At 72.5% G+C, this 18,850-nt stretch carries 19 protein-coding genes; 12 read left to right on the forward strand and 7 right to left on the reverse strand.

The genetic code is table 11. From position 1 onward, the window contains the following. Positions 1 to 50 precede the first annotated feature (50 nt). Positions 51 to 554 carry a VOC family protein gene (locus ACFZBD_RS16435; RefSeq protein WP_391140183.1) on the forward strand — a complete coding sequence of 168 codons (504 nt, stop codon included), beginning with the start codon at positions 51 to 53 and terminating at the stop codon, positions 552 to 554. Here the strand turns inward: ACFZBD_RS16435 and ACFZBD_RS16440 are convergent. Beyond that, positions 484 to 990, reverse strand: a complete 507-nt coding sequence (locus ACFZBD_RS16440) for a MarR family transcriptional regulator (RefSeq protein WP_391140184.1) — start codon at positions 988 to 990, stop codon at positions 484 to 486. The genes ACFZBD_RS16435 and ACFZBD_RS16440 overlap by 71 nt on opposite strands. Next, positions 987 to 1,604: a DJ-1/PfpI family protein gene (locus ACFZBD_RS16445; RefSeq protein WP_391140186.1), complete on the reverse strand. Its 618-nt coding sequence runs from the start codon at positions 1,602 to 1,604 to the stop codon at positions 987 to 989. Before ACFZBD_RS16445 ends, ACFZBD_RS16440 begins: the two co-directional genes overlap by 4 nt. A gap of 220 nt (positions 1,605 to 1,824) precedes the next feature. Here ACFZBD_RS16445 and ACFZBD_RS16450 point away from each other — a divergent pair, with 220 nt between their 5' ends. The 3 genes from ACFZBD_RS16450 (at position 1,825) to ACFZBD_RS16460 (ending at position 4,745) form a co-directional block, all read left to right on the forward strand. Beyond that, positions 1,825 to 3,186, forward strand: a complete 1,362-nt coding sequence (locus ACFZBD_RS16450; protein WP_391140188.1) for an aminotransferase class III-fold pyridoxal phosphate-dependent enzyme — start codon at positions 1,825 to 1,827, stop codon at positions 3,184 to 3,186. Between the two features lie 63 nt (positions 3,187 to 3,249). Further along, on the forward strand, positions 3,250 to 3,957 hold the full coding sequence (locus ACFZBD_RS16455) for a GntR family transcriptional regulator (protein WP_391140189.1): 708 nt from the start codon (positions 3,250 to 3,252) through the stop codon (positions 3,955 to 3,957). Between the two features lie 137 nt (positions 3,958 to 4,094). Further along, a complete protein-coding gene (locus ACFZBD_RS16460) occupies positions 4,095 to 4,745 on the forward strand; it encodes a hypothetical protein (protein WP_391140191.1) in 651 nt (216 codons plus the stop codon). Between the two features lie 131 nt (positions 4,746 to 4,876). Here the strand turns inward: ACFZBD_RS16460 and ACFZBD_RS16465 are convergent, their stop codons facing one another. Further along, complete coding sequence (locus tag ACFZBD_RS16465) at positions 4,877 to 5,635, reverse strand: SLATT domain-containing protein (RefSeq protein ID WP_391140462.1); 759 nt, start codon at positions 5,633 to 5,635, stop codon at positions 4,877 to 4,879. Between the two features lie 291 nt (positions 5,636 to 5,926). Here ACFZBD_RS16465 and ACFZBD_RS16470 point away from each other — a divergent pair, with 291 nt between their 5' ends. The 7 genes from ACFZBD_RS16470 (at position 5,927) to ACFZBD_RS16500 (ending at position 12,924) form a co-directional block, all read left to right on the forward strand. Further along, a complete protein-coding gene (locus ACFZBD_RS16470) occupies positions 5,927 to 6,262 on the forward strand; it encodes a YbaB/EbfC family nucleoid-associated protein (protein WP_356888579.1) in 336 nt (111 codons plus the stop codon). Positions 6,263 to 6,546: 284 nt separating this feature from the next. Further along, positions 6,547 to 7,146 (forward strand): recombination mediator RecR, encoded by a 600-nt coding sequence (recR, locus tag ACFZBD_RS16475; RefSeq protein ID WP_328943925.1) that lies wholly within the window; start codon positions 6,547 to 6,549, stop codon positions 7,144 to 7,146. Positions 7,147 to 7,202: 56 nt separating this feature from the next. Continuing rightward, complete coding sequence (locus ACFZBD_RS16480; protein ID WP_391140193.1) at positions 7,203 to 7,871, forward strand: DUF5063 domain-containing protein; 669 nt, start codon at positions 7,203 to 7,205, stop codon at positions 7,869 to 7,871. A gap of 282 nt (positions 7,872 to 8,153) precedes the next feature. After that, positions 8,154 to 9,425 (forward strand): aspartate kinase, encoded by a 1,272-nt coding sequence (locus ACFZBD_RS16485; RefSeq protein WP_391140195.1) that lies wholly within the window; start codon positions 8,154 to 8,156, stop codon positions 9,423 to 9,425. A 146-nt stretch (positions 9,426 to 9,571) separates the two neighbouring features. After that, a complete protein-coding gene (locus ACFZBD_RS16490) occupies positions 9,572 to 10,660 on the forward strand; it encodes an aspartate-semialdehyde dehydrogenase (RefSeq protein WP_391140196.1) in 1,089 nt (362 codons plus the stop codon). A 300-nt stretch (positions 10,661 to 10,960) separates the two neighbouring features. Beyond that, positions 10,961 to 11,680 (forward strand): SigE family RNA polymerase sigma factor, encoded by a 720-nt coding sequence (locus tag ACFZBD_RS16495; protein WP_391140198.1) that lies wholly within the window; start codon positions 10,961 to 10,963, stop codon positions 11,678 to 11,680. 179 nt (positions 11,681 to 11,859) lie between these two features. Beyond that, positions 11,860 to 12,924, forward strand: a complete 1,065-nt coding sequence (locus tag ACFZBD_RS16500; RefSeq protein WP_391140200.1) for a hypothetical protein — start codon at positions 11,860 to 11,862, stop codon at positions 12,922 to 12,924. Positions 12,925 to 13,136: 212 nt separating this feature from the next. Here the strand turns inward: ACFZBD_RS16500 and ACFZBD_RS16505 are convergent, their stop codons facing one another. After that, positions 13,137 to 13,880 carry an SURF1 family cytochrome oxidase biogenesis protein gene (locus ACFZBD_RS16505; protein WP_391140202.1) on the reverse strand — a complete coding sequence of 248 codons (744 nt, stop codon included), beginning with the start codon at positions 13,878 to 13,880 and terminating at the stop codon, positions 13,137 to 13,139. Positions 13,881 to 13,902: 22 nt separating this feature from the next. After that, complete coding sequence (locus tag ACFZBD_RS16510; RefSeq protein ID WP_391140204.1) at positions 13,903 to 15,717, reverse strand: prolyl oligopeptidase family serine peptidase; 1,815 nt, start codon at positions 15,715 to 15,717, stop codon at positions 13,903 to 13,905. A 142-nt stretch (positions 15,718 to 15,859) separates the two neighbouring features. On the opposite strand from ACFZBD_RS16510, the gene ACFZBD_RS16515 reads away from it, so the two are divergent. Then, on the forward strand, positions 15,860 to 16,879 hold the full coding sequence (locus tag ACFZBD_RS16515; protein ID WP_391140205.1) for an ElyC/SanA/YdcF family protein: 1,020 nt from the start codon (positions 15,860 to 15,862) through the stop codon (positions 16,877 to 16,879). Positions 16,880 to 17,206: 327 nt separating this feature from the next. Here ACFZBD_RS16515 and ACFZBD_RS16520 read toward each other — a convergent pair whose 3' ends face one another. Continuing rightward, positions 17,207 to 18,298 (reverse strand): protein kinase, encoded by a 1,092-nt coding sequence (locus ACFZBD_RS16520; protein ID WP_391140206.1) that lies wholly within the window; start codon positions 18,296 to 18,298, stop codon positions 17,207 to 17,209. Between the two features lie 238 nt (positions 18,299 to 18,536). Beyond that, entirely contained in the window at positions 18,537 to 18,833 is a 297-nt protein-coding gene (locus tag ACFZBD_RS16525) for an Imm53 family immunity protein (protein ID WP_391140208.1), read from the reverse strand. Positions 18,834 to 18,850: the final 17 nt, after the last annotated feature.

The raw sequence follows: 18,850 nt of genomic DNA on the forward strand, positions 1-18,850 counted from the left end.
GGTGGCCAAGAGGTCAGGAGCTGACCTATTGCCCGCCTAACGTCGGGGACATGACCGAGACCAAGGCCGTCCCGGACGGCTACACCACCATCACCCCGTGGGTCATCACCGACGACACCGCCGGGCTCATCGACTATCTGCGGCGCGCCTTCGACGCCGAGGAGCTGGGCCGGTTCGTCCTGGAGGACGGATCGATCGGGCACGCCGAACTGCGCATCGGGAACGGCCGGCTCATGGCCTTCGACAGCCCGCCGGGCTGGGGCCCGACACCCGCCTTCGTACGGCTGTACGTGGAGGACGCGGAGGCGGTCCACCGACGGGCCGTCGAAGCGGGCGGGACCTCGGTCACCGAGGTGACGCACCTCTTCTTCGGCGACAAGGTCGGCCGGGTCCGCGACCCGTTCGGAAACCTGTGGTGGATCCAGACCCACATCGAGGACGTCGACGAGGAGGAGATGGCGCGGCGGCTGACCGACCCGGAGTTCACCCGGGCGATGGCGTACGTGGCGTCGGCTCTGCCCCCTCCGGAGGAAGGGGCGGGCGGCTCGCGCTGACCGCCTCCAGCGCCGCCGACAGCCGGTCCAGCACCCGTACCGTCTCCGCGAAGGCGTCCTGGCCACCCAGTTCGCGCGAGAGCAGGGCGGCCAGCTCCGCGTGCCCCGGGTCGATACGGCGGATCGCCTCCCGGCCCTCGGGCGTCGGGGCCAGGAGCTTGGCCCGGCGGTGGGCCGGGTTCGGCTCGTACGCCGCGAGTCCCCGGCCCACCAGCAGGTCCGCGATCCGCTGCACGCTCTGTCGCGTGATGCCCATGGTCCGGGCGATCCCGGCGACCGGCAGCGGCTCCGGGAGCACCGCTCCCAGGACCTGCCACCAGGCCGCCGTGAGGCCGGCCGGCTCGGCCAGCCTCTCCGATACGGCGAGGAACTGGCCGTTCAGCCGGAACACCCCGAGCGCGGTCCGCGACAGCGCGTCCTGCTGCTCCCGGCTCACGGCTGCTCCGCGGTGAGCGTCTCGTAGGCGGCGGGGTCCGAGTCGTGGAAGAGGCGGTACCACGCGTCGAGCCTCCCGCCGCCGAACGCGCCCATCATCCCCAGGACTTCGCGGGCGAACGCCACCGGTTCGGTGGGCCCGGCCGTGATCAGGTCGCCGGCGCCGTCGCCGCCCTTGTCGGTCACGGCGTCCGTGTCGACGTAGTGCGCGGCGCCCCGGTAGCCGGTGGCCGCGAGGTAGAAGGAGACGGCGCTCGTATGGGCGCGGTCGTCGAGGAGTCCCTCGCGGGCGAGGCCGGCGGTGGCGCCGCAGATCGCCGCGACCGGTGTACCGGAGTCGAGGAGCGCGCGGGCCTTGGCCGCGAAGGGGGCGAGGGCGTCGCCGGTGTCCCAGAGGTCGGCGCCCGGGAGGATCAGCAGCGCGCTGTCCTCCGGCCGCAGGTCGTCGAGCGCCAGGTCCGGGGTGACGCGCAGACCGCCGAGGGTGGTGACCGGCTCGGTGGAGGGGCCGACGGTGCGGATCTCGTGGCCGGTGCGGGCGAGCCAGGCCGTGGCGTGGCCCGTCTCCCAGTCGGCGAGGGTGTCGTAGACGGCGAGGTGGACGGTGCGGGGCATCTCGGGCCTCCTGCGGAAGTCGGTACCGTGCCTTATGACAGAAGGCTGTCATAATGACAGCCTTCTGTCAATGTGCTCGGGCCGGGCCGCGCCGGACCCGTCCCCGCGCCCCTCCGGTCGCCGCCTCCCCGCGCCCCCTCACAAGGTGTCGCGTCCCGGTCGGTCTCGGTGGACAAGATGGTCATGGCCGCTCCGACCAGCGCTTCCTTACCCTGGGCCCATGACCCCTCATGTCGAACCCGACCCCCAGGCCGGCGCGGCCGTGAAGGCCGCCGACCGTGCGCACGTGTTCCACTCCTGGTCCGCCCAGGGCCTGATCGATCCGCTCGCCGTCGCCGGCGCCGAGGGTTCGTACTTCTGGGACTACGACGGAAACCGCTACCTCGACTTCACCAGCGGCCTCGTCTACACCAACATCGGCTACCAGCACCCCCGGGTCGTCGCCGCGATCCAGGAGCAGGCCGCGAAGCTCACCACCTTCGCGCCCGCCTTCGCCATCGACGTCCGCTCGGAGGCCGCACGCCTCATCGCCGAGCGCACCCCTGGCGACCTGGACAAGATCTTCTTCACCAACGGCGGCGCCGAGGCCGTCGAGAACGCCGTCCGGATGGCCCGTCTGCACACGGGCCGCCACAAGGTGCTCTCGGCCTTCCGCTCGTACCACGGCGCGACCTCCACCGCGATCAACCTCACCGGCGACCCGCGCCGCTGGGCCTCCGACACCGGCTCGTCGGGCGTCGTCCGCTTCTGGGCGCCGTTCCTCTACCGCTCGCCGTTCTACGCCGAGACCGAGGCCCAGGAGTGCGAGCGCGCCCTCGCCCACCTCGAGGACACCATCGCCTTCGAGGGCCCGGCCACCATCGCGGCGATCATCCTGGAGACCGTCCCCGGCACCGCCGGCATCATGACCCCGCCGCCCGGCTACCTCGCGGGCGTCCGCGCGATCTGCGACAGGTACGGCATCGTCTTCGTCCTGGACGAGGTCATGGCCGGCTTCGGCCGCACCGGCGCGTGGTTCGCCGCCGATCACTTCGACGTCGTGCCCGACCTGCTGACCTTCGCCAAGGGCGTGAACTCCGGTTACGTACCCCTCGGCGGCGTCGCGATCAGCGCCGAGATCGCCGCGACGTTCGACAAGCGGCCCTACCCGGGCGGACTCACCTACTCCGGGCACCCGCTCGCCTGCGCCGCCGCCGTCGCGACCCTCCAGGTGATGGAGGACGAGAAGGTCGTCGAGCACGCCGCCCACATCGGGGAGACCGTCCTCGGCCCCGGCCTGCGCGAGCTCGCCGAGCGCCACCCGTCCGTCGGCGAGGTGCGCGGCCTGGGCGTCTTCTGGGCGCTCGACCTCGTCAGGAACAGGGAGACGCGCGAGCCCCTCGTCCCGTACAACGCGACGGGCGAGGCCAACGCCCCCATGGCGGCCTTCGGAGCGGCGGCCAAGAAGAACGGCCTGTGGCCCTTCGTCAACATGAACCGCACGCACGCCGTCCCCGCCTGCAACGTCTCCGAGGCCGAGGCGAAGGAGGGGCTCGCCGCCCTGGACGCGGCCCTCAGCGTGGCGGACGAGCACACCGTCTGACGGACGGGGTCCCCCTCCCTCTGGTCTAGGGTGTCCGAAGCCGGACGGAGGGGGCCGACGATCATGGCCGCGAGCGGAGCTGTCACCCGCAACACCCTGCGGCGGCAGATCGCGGACGCGCTCCGTGACGAAGTCCTCGCAGGGCGTCTGCAGCCCGGCCAGGAGTTCACGGTCAAACAGATCGCCGAGCAGTACGGAGTCTCGGCGACTCCGGTGCGAGAGGCCCTGGTCGACCTGTCCGCGCAGGGTCTCCTCGACTCCGACCAGCACCGCGGGTTCCGAGTCCACCAGTTCTCGGTCGACGACTACCGCGGCATGGTCGAGGCCCGCATGCTCGTCGTCGACGGCATCTTCCGCCGCCACGCCCCCGCCCCGGCCCCGTTCACGGCCGCCGTTCCCGACGTCGGCATCGGCGTCGCCCTCGTCTCCGTGCGGCGCCGGGGCGAGGCGGCGGCCCGCGCGGCCCGCGCCGGCGACCTGGACGTCCTCATCGGCTACGACATCCGCTACTGGCGCGAGCTGGGCCGGCTGGTCTCCGCGAACGACTACATCGCCGACTTCCTGCACCGGCTGCGGGTCCAGTCCTGGGTGTTCTCCGTTCCCTACCTGCGCTCCGACGAGGACCGGCCCGGCTGGCTGTGGAGCGGACACGTGGACCTCGTCGACGCGATCACCCTGGGGGACGCGGAGGCGGCGGTCGCGGTCGTACGGGCGTACAACGCGCAGTCGCTGGAGTGGGCGGACCGCCTGGACCGCCAGGCGGGCCGCTGACCGGTCGTCCGCCGGAGCGCGTCCGCGGCCGGGCGGGTTGACCGGGGGCGTCGGCGGGCAGGTCACCAGCGGGTGTGCGACGTGCCCGGCGCCGATTACCCTGGCCGTCCCTGCAACTGACGGAGAGCGAGCCTCCCTTGGCCTGTGACCTGTGGCTGGTCCCCCTTGTCGACGTGCTGTGCCACAGCCCCGACAACCCCTTCGCCGAAGAGATCGCCGTCTACGACGCGGCCCTCACCGCGTCAGGGCTGCCCACCGTCCCCGTGTTCGCCTACATGCCGGGGCTCTCCGGCGACGTGGCGCCGGTCGCCGGATTCGACTACGACGCCCTCCACTTCCTCCGCCGCGCCTATCTGCTGCAGATCTGCGGCCTCCCGGTCGAGCCCGTCGGCGAACTGGGCGGGGACTACGAACAGCTCCTGGAGATGTTCGAGGCGACCGCGCAGCAGTCCCACCTCGTCTGGCACTACGACCACGCCGGTGCGTACGTCCCCGTGGACTTCCCGGCTCCGCTCTCCAACGACGAGCTCCTGGAGGGCGGCGGCCCGCTCGGGTCCTCGCAGGGGCTGCTGCGCGAGCTGCAGTTCGTCGCGCCGGCGATCGGGATCGACCCGGCCAACCCGCCGGCCCCGCCGCTGCCGCCGGAGCGGCCGACCTCGCTGGAGGAACCGGCGGGACCCATCGCGTACGACGACAGCCCGTTCGCCCGGGAGCGCCATGTGTGGCTGGGGCTCCACGCGGCGGCGACGCGGAGCCTCGGCCAGGGATCCATGATCGTCCTCAGCTGACCCGCCGCCCCGCGCGCTCCGCCCCCGGGCGGGACTTTCCGGACATGACCGAGGGCCGGTCGGGCAGGGGTGCCCGGCCGAGGCGTGTCCGGGTCCCCGCCCGGCGCCCTCGGCCCGCCCGCCCCCCCCGCTCAGCGCGGCTCGGGCGGGCGCTGGCGCGGCATGTTCGGGCGGGTGCCCGGGGGCAGCGGGAAGCGGGGCGCCGGGGGGCCGGTCTCCTGGCGGGGCGGTGTCGTGCCGACCGACTGGAGGGCCAGCGGCGCGGGGCCGGAGCGGAACTCCACCATCCAGTCCACCGTCTCCGCCCGGACCAGCTCCGTCACGTCCTCGGAGAAGCGCCGCAGCACCCCCAGGCACCGTTCCGCGGCCTCGCTCGCCGTCCCCTCCGTCGGCCCGAGGACCTCGCGCACGTTCTCCGACGCCCAGTCGAACTGCAGCATCTGGAGTCTGCGCTGCACCGCCTGGGCCGTCGCCACGTCCCTTATCCAGCCGGACGTGAGTCCGAAGTAGCGGTCGCAGGCCAGGCAGGCCGCCGCGAGAAGCAGGGACAGATAGCCCCAGCCGGCCACCCCGTGCGCCGCGAGCCCGGTCAGGTCGAGCAGCGGCAGCGCCGCGCCCGCGATCACGCCCAGCGCCGTACCGCTCCGCAGGGCGCGGGCGCAGCGGCGCTTGCGGACGCGGTCCGAGAGGTACCACTCGGCCGTGCGCAGGGCGTGGGACTCGACCCAGCGGTACAGCTCGTCCAGCCGCTCGGCGGGCTCGCCCCAGTCGCCGAGCGGGAAGGGCGCCCCGAGCAGATCGCGGGACGCGGCGGACCCCTCTGGTTGTCGTCCCACCCGCCCCTGGCCCTGCTGCCCGTGCTGCCCCGGCGGCGGCTGCGGCGGCTGCATCTCCGGCTGCTGGCTCACCGCGGGACTCCTCTGTTCAGCTCGGCGACGCTCGTGTCCTTCTGTGACGTGCGGTGCACGTGGTGCCTGCCCTTCCTACCGCCGAATGGTGGGCTGTGGGCCCGGAATCCCGGGATTTCCGCCCGCAAGAGGGTCTTGATCAGGTAGAGGAGCCCGCAGTTTCTCACTCGAAAGAGTTGTGTCCGCGTCGCGGGCGGGGACCACGTAGGCTCGGCCTACCGAACGTCAGCCGTCCGGATGCCCCGCGTATCCGGCGAAATGCCAGGAGTGACCGTGATTCCCGGTGGTGGCCAGCCCAACATGCAGCAGCTCCTCCAGCAGGCCCAGAAGATGCAGCAGGACCTCGCGCGCGCTCAGGAGGAGCTCGCCGCGACCGAGGTCGAGGGGCAGGCGGGCGGTGGCCTCGTCACGGCGACGGTGACCGGCTCCGGCGAGCTGCGCGGCCTGGTGATCGACCCCAAGGCCGTCGACCCGGAGGACACCGAGACCCTGGCCGACCTCGTCGTGGCCGCGGTCAAGGCCGCCAACGACAACGCCCAGGAGCTGCAGCAGGCCAAGCTGGGCCCGCTCACGCAGGGCCTCGGCGGCATGCCGGGCCTCGGCTTCTGAGCCGCCCCCGGCCCGCCCTCGCGGTCCGGAGCCGGCCGTCCCGTCGGGTTCTCCCAGGGTCCCGCGTCGGATCCCCAGGGCCTCAGGGCCTCGTACGCACCGCGTCGTACGAGGCCCTGCACGTCCCCGGCGACGGCCCCCGCAGGCCCCGGCGACGGCCCCGTACGCCTCTCGGTCCCCGCGCCGGACCGCCGCGCCGGACGTTCCGATGCGTGCCCCGGACTTCTAAGCCGACCCGGCAGCTACTACCGTAAGAATCAAGCAGACCCGAGAAGGGCGTTCCGTTGTACGAAGGCGTGGTTCAGGACCTCATCGACGAACTGGGCAGGCTGCCCGGCGTCGGTCCCAAGAGCGCGCAGCGGATCGCCTTCCACATCCTCCAGGCCGAGCCGACCGACGTGCGCCGGCTGGCGCACGCGCTGCTCGAAGTGAAGGAGAAGGTCCGGTTCTGCGCGGTCTGCGGCAACGTGGCACAGCAGGAGCAGTGCAACATCTGCCGCGACCCGCGCCGGGACCTGACGGTCATCTGTGTGGTCGAGGAGCCGAAGGACGTCGTGGCGATCGAGCGGACGCGTGAGTTCCGTGGGCGGTACCACGTGCTCGGCGGCGCGATCAGCCCGATCGAGGGCGTCGGCCCGGACGACCTGCGCATCCGGGAGCTGCTCACGCGGCTCGCGGACGGCACGGTCACCGAGCTGATCCTGGCGACCGACCCGAACCTGGAGGGCGAGGCCACCGCGACGTACCTGGCGCGGATGATCAAGCCCATGGGACTGAAGGTCACGCGCCTCGCGAGCGGCCTGCCGGTCGGCGGCGACCTGGAGTACGCCGACGAGGTCACCCTGGGCCGTGCCTTCGAGGGGCGGCGCCTGCTAGATGTATGACGACCGGGCCGACACGGCCCCCGCGCTCGTCCGTGAGCTCAAGGGAGGCACCCTCGATGTCTGACGCCACGCTGCACTCCATCACGCAGGACCCGGACGACTTCGCGGTCCAGATCGCCGACTCGATCGAGTCCTTCATCGTGGCCACGACGGAAGTGGCCAAGGGGGACGAGCCCGACAGCGCCGTCCCCTTCCTGCTCCTGGAGATCTCGCAGCTGCTGCTCGCGGGCGGGCGGCTCGGCGCGCACGAGGACATCGTCCCGGACGAGGCGTACGAGCCGGACACGGGCCCGGACGTGGACGTCGACGACCTGCGCATGCGGTTCGCGATGCTCCTGGAGCCCGTGGACGTCTTCTCCGAGGTCTTCGACCCGTACGAGCCCCGCAAGGCGCCCGTGCCCTGCCGGATCTCCGACAACCTCGCCGACATCGTCACCGACCTGCGGCACGGCCTGGCGCACTACCGCGCGGGCCGGACCAGCGAGGCGCTGTGGTGGTGGCAGTTCTCGTACTTCTCCAACTGGGGACCGACGGCCTCCGGCACCCTGCGCGCCCTCCAGTCCCTCGTCTCCCACGTCCGCCTCGACCAGCCGCTGGCCGAGCTGGACGGCCTCGACACGGACGAGGACATCACGGAGGACGACCTCGCGGAGGAGGCGGGCCGGGTCATGGCGGCGGAGATCGGCGGCCCGCTGGGCATCGGCGTGCGCGTGGTGAAGAAGTAGCCGCGCGACACCCGCGTACCGCGTTTCGCGCCCTCGGCCGGCTTCCGGGGCCGGGATTCCGGCCCGGCCCGGGGCTGTCCGGTCTGTGACCCCGCCCACAAGTCCGCGTAGCGGGCCGACGCCGGGGCAGGGAGTCGTCCACGGGCGGCCCGGGCCGAGGGTCGTGATCACTACCTGAGCGGGACATCTCAGGATGTGATATACGGTCGGCGATTCCGGGCTGCTCGTTAGACTGAGCCGACCGCAGTGATGACTGCGGCAGACACTGAACGAGGAGCGCACGTGGGCCTTGTCGTGCAGAAGTACGGAGGCTCCTCCGTTGCCGATGCCGAAGGCATCAAGCGCGTCGCCAAGCGAATCGTGGACGCCAAGAAGAACGGCCACCAAGTGGTCGTCGTGGTTTCCGCGATGGGCGACACGACGGACGAGTTGATCGATCTCGCCGAGCAGGTATCCCCGATCCCTGCCGGGCGTGAATTCGACATGCTGCTGACCGCCGGAGAGCGGATCTCCATGGCCCTGCTGGCCATGGCGATCAAGAACCTGGGCCACGAGGCCCAGTCGTTCACGGGCAGCCAGGCCGGTGTCATCACCGACTCGGTCCACAACAAAGCGCGCATCATCGATGTCACGCCGGGCCGGATCCGCACCGCCCTCGACGAGGGCAACATCGCGATCGTCGCCGGCTTCCAGGGCGTGTCCCAGGACAAGAAGGACATCACCACCCTGGGGCGCGGCGGATCCGACACCACCGCCGTGGCGCTGGCCGCCGCCCTCGACGCCGAGGTCTGCGAGATCTACACCGACGTCGACGGTGTGTTCACGGCCGACCCGCGCGTGGTCAAGAAGGCGAAGAAGATCGACTGGATCTCCTTCGAGGACATGCTGGAGCTCGCCGCCTCCGGCTCCAAGGTGCTGCTGCACCGCTGCGTCGAGTACGCACGCCGTTACAACATCCCGATCCACGTCCGCTCGTCCTTCTCGGGGCTTCAGGGCACATGGGTCAGCAACGAGCCGCAAGGGGACCGCAAGGTGGAGCAGGCCATCATCTCGGGCGTCGCCCACGACACCTCCGAGGCGAAGATCACCGTCGTCGGCGTGCCGGACAAGCCGGGCGAGGCCGCGGCCATCTTCCGGGCGGTCGCCGACGCCGAGATCAACATCGACATGATCGTCCAGAACGTGTCCGCCGCCTCCACCGGCCTCACGGACATCTCCTTCACCCTTCCCAAGGCCGAGGGCCGCAAGGCCATCGACGCCCTGGAGAAGGCGAAGGGCGCGATCGGCTTCGAGTCGCTGCGCTACGACGACCAGATCGGCAAGATCTCCCTGGTCGGCGCGGGCATGAAGACCAACCCCGGCGTCACCGCCTCCTTCTTCCAGGCGCTGTCCGACGCGGGCGTGAACATCGAGCTGATCTCGACCTCCGAGATCCGCATCTCGGTCGTCACGCGCGCGGACGACGTGAACGAGGCCGTCACCGCCGTCCACACCGCCTTCGGGCTGGACAGCGACTCGGACGAGGCCGTCGTCTACGGCGGCACCGGTCGGTGACGCACCGGTGACGGTGACCCCGGCCGTCCGCCTCCTCGCCCGCTCGTCGGTCCTCCTGCCGGTTCACGGGCCGGCGCGTGCCCCGATGCACGCGCCGTTCCACGCGCCGACGGGCGATCGACGCGTGCGCGAGCGGTGACCGGCCGATGAGCGGCAAACCGACGCTCGTCGTCGTCGGGGCGACCGGCGTGGCCGGCGCGGTGCTGCTGCAGTCGCTGTCGCAGCGCGCCGACGTCTGGGGCGAGATCCGCCTCGTCGCCTCCCCCCGCTCGGCCGGCTTGCGGCCGGCCGTGCGCGGGGAGGAGACCGAGGTCCTCCCGCTCTGCGAGGAGGCCCTGGACGGCGCCGACCTCGCGCTCTTCCTCGTACCCGAGGACGTGGCGGCGCGGTGGGCGCCGATCGCCGCGGCCAAGGGCGCGGTGGTCGTCGACACCTCGGCCGCGTTCCGGGCGGACCCGGACGTTCCGCTCGTGGTGCCGGAGATCAACCCGCACGCGATACGGGTACGGCCCCGCGGCATCGTCGCGAGCCCCGGCTGCTCGACGCTGGCGCTGATCGTCGCCGTGGGCGCCCTGCACGCCGAGTTCGGGGTCGCCGAGCTGGTGGTGACCGCCCACCAGGCCGCCAGCGAGGGCGGGCAGGCCGGCGTCGCCGCCCTGCGGGAGCAGCTGTCGCTGGTGGCCGGGACGGAGCTGGGCCACCACCCCGGCGACGTACGGCGTGCCGTCGGCGACGACACCGGGCCCTTCCCCGGGCCCGTCGCGCTCAACGTGGTGCCCTGGTCGGGCGTCCCGGCGGAGGACGGCTGGTCCTCCGAGGAGCTGCGCATCCGCCAGGAGACCCGCAAGATCCTCGGCCTCGCCGGGCTTCCGGTTGCCGCGACCTGTGTGCGCGTACCGGTGGTGACCGCCCACTCGGTCTCGGTCCACGCCCGCTTCGAACGCCCCGTCACCGTCGCACGCGCCCACGAGATCCTCGCGACCTCGCCGGGTGTGGTGCTGTACGACGATCCGGCCGCGGGCGACTTCCCCACCCCCGCCGACGTCGTGGGCACCGACCCCACCTGGGTGGGGCGGGTGCGCCGCTCGATGGACGACGAGCGGGCGCTGGAGTTCTTCGTCTGCGGGGACAACCTCCGCAAGGGCACGGCCCTGAACGCGCTGCAGATCGCCGAAGCGGTGATCCGCCAAGATGACCACGAGAGCCGAGACCGTCCGGAAATCGGCGTCGGGTGACCGCGCGTTTTCGTAGAATCTGTGAACGTCCTGTGATCAAGGCGTCAGCACAACGCTCTTGAACTGGGACGATGCGATGTTCGAGGATTGCCTTTCCCCCCTGCCGCAACCGCGGTCGGGTGGGACGCGTCTCTGCGTGCGCCCCTACGGCGTCCCGCGAGCGCACTGCGAACGCGCTGCGAACGTGCTGCGAAATCGGGGCATTGGGGAAGAACGGGTGCGCATGACGGCAAACGGCACACCGTCGAAAACGGTGGCGTACGCGTACAACCCTGACGGGGGGAAGCGTGTCCAACAGGCGTGGCAGAGCTACTCGACATCGCAGGGGTCGTCCCGCTCCGTGGCGCGGCGGTCGTTCCGGCCCGGGGCACGGTCGTCGTCCCCGTGCGCGGCACGGTCGTGCGTCCGCTCCGGCGGCCGCGGCCGGCCGGCGGCATGCCGGTGATCGCTCCCATGCCCACCCGAGGCCGGACGACCGGAGTGATCGGCATCCCCGCGCCGCGCGACGGCGCTGACGATGTGGCCGCAGGGACCACCGTCGACCATCTGACGGAGACCTACCGCGCCCATTACCGCTCGTTGCTCGGCCTCGCCGCGCTGCTCCTCGACGACACCGCCTCCTGCGAGGACGTGGTCCAGGAGGCGTTCATCCGCGTCCACTCGGCGCGCAACCGCGTCCGCGACCCCGAGAAGACCCTCGCCTACCTCCGCCAGACGGTCGTCAACCTCTCCCGCTCCGCGCTGCGCCGCCGCATCCTCGGACTCAAGCTGCTGTCCAAGCCGATGCCGGACATGGCGAGCGCCGAGGAAGGGGCGTACGACCAGCTGGAGCGCGACGCGCTCATCAAGGCCATGCGGGGCCTCCAGCGGCGGCAGCGCGAGGTGCTGGTCCTGCGCTACTTCGCCGACATGACGGAGGCCCAGGTCGCCGAGACGCTGGGGATATCGCTGGGGTCGGTGAAGGCGTACGGTTCGCGCGGCATCGCGGCCCTGCGCGTCGCGATGGAGGCCACGGCATGAGCACCGGCGCCAAGCCCCCTGGGGACACGCGCCCCGGCGACGCGCACTCCGGCGGCCCGGGTTCCGAAGGCCTGCGTGCCGACGGTCCGGGTTCCGAAGGCCCGGCACGGGGCGGTCCGGAGCCCGGTGGTGCGCGCGGGCTGCCCGACGGTGATCGCGACGATATGGGACACGGGATTGTGAACGACGGGCCCGACATGGCGCAGGCTGACGACCTCGCGAGGGGCGACGACCCCTTCGGAGGCGAGGAACACGCGCTGCGACGGCTGCTCCAGAGCGCCGTCGCCGACATCGAACCCACCGACGGCGCCCTCGACCACCTACGCCGGGCGGTGCCCGCGCGGCGCGCCCGCAAGCGGCAGGCCGTCGTCGGCATCGCCGCCGCCGTGGTGCTGATCGGTACGGCCGTCCCGGCGTTCGTGCACGTCGCCAACTCCGGCGGCACCGCCTCCGACCAGGCCGTCAACGCCGGACACGGCGAACAGGCCCAAGGCGGCACGGGCACCGAGACCGGCGTCGAGGGCGGCGAGAAGGGCGCGAACCCCCCGGCCGGGACCGCGAGCCCCAGCCAGGGCGAGGCCGCCGGGACCGGGACCCCCGAGGAATCGGCCACCGGAGAGGCGGGCGACACGACCCCCGGCTCCCCGCCGGTCGCCGACGCCCAGGTGGATCCCTCCCGGGTCTGCGACGCCGGCCAGCTCGGCGTCAGCTCGGTCCAGGCCGGCGCGCCCGACGCGGACGGCAAGGTCTACGGCACCTTCCGCATCGCCAACATCTCCGGCACCGACTGCGTGGTCAGCGGCGCCGGCAGCGTCGACTTCGAGGCCAGGGGAGCGGCCGACCGCTCCAAGATCACGGTCGTCGCCCATGCGGCAGGCGACGCGGCGAGCGGGCTGCCCGACCCCTCACAGGAGGCGTCCTCGCTGGTCCTGCAGCCGGACAACGCCTACGAGGTGAAGTTCGCCTGGGTCCCCGCCGAGACCTGCCCCACCTCGGGCAACTCGCCGGAGCCGACCCCTCCGACCGACGCCGGCGGGACCTCGACCGGGGCCACCGGCTCGACGGGCACGGACAGCGCCAACAACGCGGCGTCCACGCAGCTCGGCGCCGAGGACGGCACGCCGCTCGAAGGCAGCGTCGCGGTCAGCCACACGGCCGAGGCCGGAGGCCCGTCCGCCGCGGCGACCATCCCCAACGCCTGCGCGGGCACCATCTACCGCACCGGCGTCCTCGACGCCTCCTGACGCCCTCCCAGCCCCACGGACGCACCAGGCGCGGGCTTCTCCCGCAGCCGGGCCCCGGCGAGGGCCTGGCGGGGGGCTCGGAGAGGGCCCGGCGGGGGCTCGGCGGGGGCCCGGCATGGACCGCGCCGTGCCGTCCGGCAGCGGACCGCGCCGAGCCGTCCGGGGCTGTCCGTGCCGAGCCGTCCGGCGGCGGTCCGTGCCCCGGGGCTCCGCTAGACCAGCCCCAGCTGCTCGTCCCGCTGGGCCTCCGCCTCGCGGCGCAGCAGGCGGAACCACATGAAGATCACGAACCCCGCGAAGACGAACCACTCCGCGGTGTACCCGAGGTTCTGGAAGGCCTTCAGGTCCAGGGACGTGCCCGCCGCGACCGTCGCCGGCACCGGGGTCAGGCCGGCGGGGGAGTCGGCGAGGGTCACCCACGCGTCGTAGACATCGTCTGTGACCACGTTGACCAGGGCTCCCGCGCTGATCATGCCGAGCTGCCCCTCCGGCAGCCCGCCCGCCGCGTGCACGCCCTTGGTGCCCGCGCTCTCGGACGCCTGGAGCGCGCCCACCACCGTGACCTCACCCGACGGCGGGGCCGGTGCCTTCGCGCCGGCCGGCAGCCAGCCCCGTACCACCGGCAGGGACTTGCCGCCGTCCGTCTTCAGCATCGTCAGGACATAGCTGCCGCTGCGGCCGTCCAGCTCACGGTCCGGCACCAGGAACTGCTCGGCGTACCGGCCGCTCGCCTCCGCGTGCCGGCCCGAGGTCTCCTTGTCCACCGGCAGCAGCCGCTCCAGCGGCTCGGTCCTCAGCGTGCCCGGATCCGGGGCCTGCTCCGCCTCCTGGTGCGTGTCGACGCGGTCCTCGAACTTGCCCAGCTGCCACACGCCCATGAACAGGCAGAACGGGATCGCCAGCAGGACGAAGACGTTGATCCCCCACCAGCGGGGCGTTCTCAGGAACCGATACACCCCTCCACGGTACGCAGCCACCTCACCCCCCGACCGGCCGGGTCCCCAGGTGACGCGCGGCGAAGGCCAGCTCCAGGCGCACCTGCTTGATCCGCTCCTCCACCACCAGGGAGCCGTGCCCCGCGTCGTACCGGTACACCTCGTGGACCGCGCCGCGCGCCGCCAGCCGGTCCACGTAGTTGTCGATCTGGCGGATCGGGCACCGCGGGTCGTTGACGCCCGCCGAGATGTACACGGGGGCCGTCACCTTGTCGACGTACGTCAGCGGGGACGAGGCCTCGAACCGGTCCGGCACCTCCTCCGGCGAACCCCCGAAGAGCGTGCGGTCCAGCGCCTTCAGGGCCTCCATCTCGTCCGCGTACGCCGTCACGTAGTCGGCGACGGGGACGGCCGCCAGCCCCAGCGACCAGGAGTCCGGCTGGGTGCCGAGCCCCAGCAGCGTCAGATAGCCGCCCCACGAGCCGCCCGACAGGACCAGCTTCGCCGGGTCCGCCAGCCCCGACGCCACCGCCCACTCACGGACCGCGGCGATGTCCTCCAGCTCGATCAGCCCGACCCGGTGCTTCAGCGCGTCCGTCCACTCCCGGCCGTAGCCGGTCGAACCCCGGTAGTTGACCCGGACCACCGCGTACCCGTGGTCCAGCCAGGCCGCCGGCCCCGCGGCGAAGGCGTCGCTGTCGTGCCAGGCCGGACCTCCGTGCACCTCGAACACGGTCGGGAAGGACCCCTCGCCGTCCGCGGGCCGCTGGACGAGGGCGTGGACACGGCCGCCGGGGCCCTCCACCCACACGTCCTCCACCGGCACCGATTCCGGAGCCTTCGGGCCGGGCGGGTCCAGGACGACGCCGCCCTCGGTCGAGCGCACCACCGGCGGGCGGGCCGCCGACGACCAGAGGTACTCCACACTGCCGTCCGGGCGGGCCGTGGCCCCCGACACCGACCCGGCCGGGGTCTCCACCCGGACCAGCGCGCCCGTCGCGATGTCGTACCGCCACAGCTCGCTCCGCGCCTCGTAGCTGTGCGCGACCAGCAGTCCCGAGCCGTCCGGATACCACTCCGCCGACACGTCCCCCGGCAGGTCGAGACGCAGGTCCCGCTCCTCGCCCGTCGCCACGTCCCACAGCAGCGGCTCCCACCGGCCCCGACGCTGGTGCCCCACCAGCAGGCGGGTGTCGCCGTCCACCGGCGCGAAGCCCAGGACCGCCAGGCCCAGCTCCTCCGTGCCGCCCCTGGTGTCGTCCAGCTCGGCCAGGACCGACGCGTCGTCGGCCCGCAGGACGCGCAGCGCGCAGTGCATGGCGTCGCCGTGCTCCGTGTGCTCGACGGCGATCAGCGTCCCGTCGTGCGACAGATCCCCCACGCCCGCGGACTCGCGGTGCCGGTAGATCTCCACCGGCTCCGCCCCGCCGCGCACCAGATGGATCGTCGAGCCCTCCTCGTCCGTGGAGCTGCCCACCACGATCGTGCCGTCCCGGCCGATCGCCAGACCCGCCGGATAGGCGGGCGCGAGCCCCGGCACCGCGGGCTCGTCCGCGCCACCTTCGAAGGGCTGGCGCATCCATACGCCGAACTCGTCCCCGTCCTTGTCCGAGAACCACCAGATCCACCGGCCGTCCGGGGACAGCGCACCGTCCGTCGTCCCGTTCGGCCGGTCCGTGACCTGCCGCTGCGTGCCGCGCGCCCGGTCCCAGGCGTACAGCTCGTACGTCCCCGTCGCGTTGGACACGAACAGCGAACGGTCCGGTGCCTCCTCCGCCCACTCGGGCAGGGACACGCGCGACGCCCGGAAACGCTGCTCCCAGCGGGGGATCTCGGCGAACTCGTTGCTCTCAGTCATGGCACCCATGATGCTCCGCCCCGCCGACAAACGGTCCGGCCCCTCCGCAACCTGTGGATAACTCCGTCGGATGTGCCGTCCCGGCTTCGGAACGGCCGGTCGGGGTAGCGGCGTTGTCGGAGCCGCTGTCTACGATTCCGACATGACCGCATTCGTCGTCGCCGCCGTCTTCCTGCTGCTCTTCGGCGTCGGCGTGCTCCGCGACCGGCGGCGCTTCGGCAACGCCGTGTACCTCGGCCTCGCCGTCGCCTTCCTCTGCCTCGGCCTGCTCACCGAGATCGACGCGGCGCCGCAGGGCGTGGCCGAGACGGTCATGATCGTCGTGCTGCTGACCTTCTGCCTCGGCCCGGTCGTTCTCGCCGCACTGCTGTGCGCGAACGGCGTGAAGATGGTCCGCAAGGAGGGCAGGCACCCCTCCAACCTCCTCTCGCTCCTCGCCGGCCTGGGCATGTTCGCCCTGATAGGCCTGGTGATCGCCGCCCTGATCACGCGCTCCAAGCCCCTCGGCGTCGCCGTCGGGACGACCGTCGTGGTCCTCGGGTACATCTCCTTCCTCTTCGCCTGCTTCATCGGGTACTCCTACCTCTACGGGCGCATGCGGGTGCGCCGCGACGCCGGCTTCGTCCTCGTCCTCGGTTCCGGCCTGATCGGGGGGACGCGCGTTCCCCCGCTGCTCGCCGGCCGGCTGGAGCGGGGCCGCCAGGTGTACGACGCCCTGGCCGCCCGTGGCGGGCAGCCACCGGTGCTGATCGTCTCGGGCGGGCAGGGGGAGGACGAGGGCGTGCCGGAGTCCCACGCGATGGCGGGCTATCTGGTGGAGCGGGGCTTCCCCGCGGACCGGATCGTCCGGGAGGACCGCTCACGGACGACCGAGGAGAACATGCTCTTCAGCAAGCGTCTGATGGACGAGCTGGCCCCGGACGCGGAATGCGTGATCGTCACCAACAACTTCCACGCCTTCCGCGCCGCTCTGATGGCCCGTCGGGCGGGGGTGAACGGCCAGGTGGTCGGATCCCCCACCGCCGCCTACTTCTGGCCGACCGCGACCCTCAGGGAGTTCGCGGCGGTGTTCCTCCACTACCGGAAGGTCAATCTCGGGATCTGCCTTCTCCTGGCCCTGCTGGGGGTGGTGGCGGGGCTGACCGGCTCAGGACGCCTCTGATCCCGCGGTGGCGTACGACGGTGGTGGCGACCGCGGCGGCCAGCGCGCCGGCGCCAAGGCCGAGCGCCACTCCGGACGGGCCCGACTCGTCGACGACATCGGCGTCCGTGCCGGACCGGACCCCGGCGGGGGCGGGCTGCGGGGCCGGGTGATCGGCGGCGGTGGCGATCGGCCCGCCGCCCCCGAGGACGAGCGCGACGGCGGCGGGTACGGCGGCCCGTGCTATCTGCCTGGTGTCCATGTCTTCAGAGGACCGGAAACCGCCCGTCCGGGCCAGCGGGAGGCCCCCGTTCGGGTCAGTGGGTCACCGAGGAGGACCGGGGCGCGTCATCGGGGTGCGGTGACCGTCGGGTCGGCCACGGGGGTGTCCGCCTTGCTGTCGTCCGGCGAGAGCCACGCCATGCCGATGAGCAGGAAGACGACGAAGGCGATGCTCCCGGCGACCGCGGCCGTCTTGCGCGGCCGACGCCGGGAGAGCTCGGCGAGCCCGCCCTCACCGCGCCGAGGGGCCTGGCGCCGGGACGGCGCTCCGGCCGCGGGTCTCGCCTGCTGCGCGGTCCGGGGAGCCGGCTGATGCGCGCGCTGCCCCGGGTGCTGAGGGGAACGGCGGACGTGGGGCTGAGGGTGGGGCTGGGGGTGCTCGCGCCAGGCACCGGAGGCGAACCAGTCGGCGATGTCCCGGGCGGCGGGCCGCTGCTCCGGCTGCTTGGCCAGCATCGACAGGAGGTACGCCTCGAACGCGGCCGGCAGCCCCACGCCGAGCTGCCGGGGCGGAGCAGGCGGCGTGTCGATGTGCTGGTACAGCAGGGCCGTCGCCGTATCGCCCTGGAACGGGGGCCGTCCGGTGAGGAGTTGGTACAGCACGCAGCCGAGCGAGTACACGTCGGACGCCGACGAGGCGGGCTGTCCGAGCGCGCGCTCCGGGGCGAGATAGAGGCCGGTGCCGACGATCTGCCCCGTGGTGGTCAGTGCCCCCGACGGATCGTCGACGAACCGGGCGATACCGAAGTCGGCGAGTTTCACGGCCCCGCCGGCGTCGACGAGGAGGTTCCCGGGCTTGATGTCCCGGTGGACCACACCCTCCCGGTGCGCCGCGGCGAGCCCGGCGGCGGCATGAGCGGCGACGACGGCGACCCGCTCCGGCGGCAGTACGGAGGGCGCGCCCGCGTCGGAGGCGAGGCTCGGCCCGTCGACCAACTCCATGACGAGGAACAACTTTCCGTCCCACGTACCGAAGTCGAAGACCCCCACCACATGCGGATGACTGAGCCGCGCGGCGGTCTGCGCCTCCAGCCGGAACCGGTCGCCCGCCGACGGGTCGACCTCGTGCCCGAGCATCAACTTCACGGCGACGGAACGCCCGAGCACCTCGTCGGTGGCCTGCCACACCTCGCCCATACCGCCACGCCCGATACACATCTGAAGCCGATATCGGTCCGCGACCAGCACCTGAGACCCAGCCTTTCGTCGGTCAGCCCACCTGACAGGAACACTCCAGAGTAGAGCGACCCGATCACCGCCCCACTCCCGAGGCACCCTCCGACCGACCTTGAAACGATCTCGCGACAACCGACACCGCCCCTCCACGGACGGAGCTCCGAAACATCCCGCCCTGCGCGGACGCCCAGACGGGCATGACTCCATGACTGGACGTCAGTCAGGTGGCCCAGTCACGGAACAGACGCAGTACTTCGCCGAGGTTGAGAGGACCGCAGGACGCCTGGAAGGCGTCATCCGACACCTGCACCATGATCCAGTCGGAGTCGCTGCGCCGGACGTCGGTGCGGGCGCGGGGCCGGCCGGCCAGAGACGTCTCCGCGAGATCGATGCGGACGGTCCAGCCAGGGTTGTCGAGCGTCGCGATGCGCACGCCCCACTCGTGTTCCCAATCACCGTCGCACTGGGCTTTGTACCAGTGCTGAAGCCAGCTGAGTTCCCCGCTCGTGTCCGACATGGCTGATGATCCTACGA

It is taken from the genome of Streptomyces sp. NPDC008121 (assembly GCF_042957155.1).
Lineage (GTDB): Bacteria > Actinomycetota > Actinomycetes > Streptomycetales > Streptomycetaceae > Streptomyces.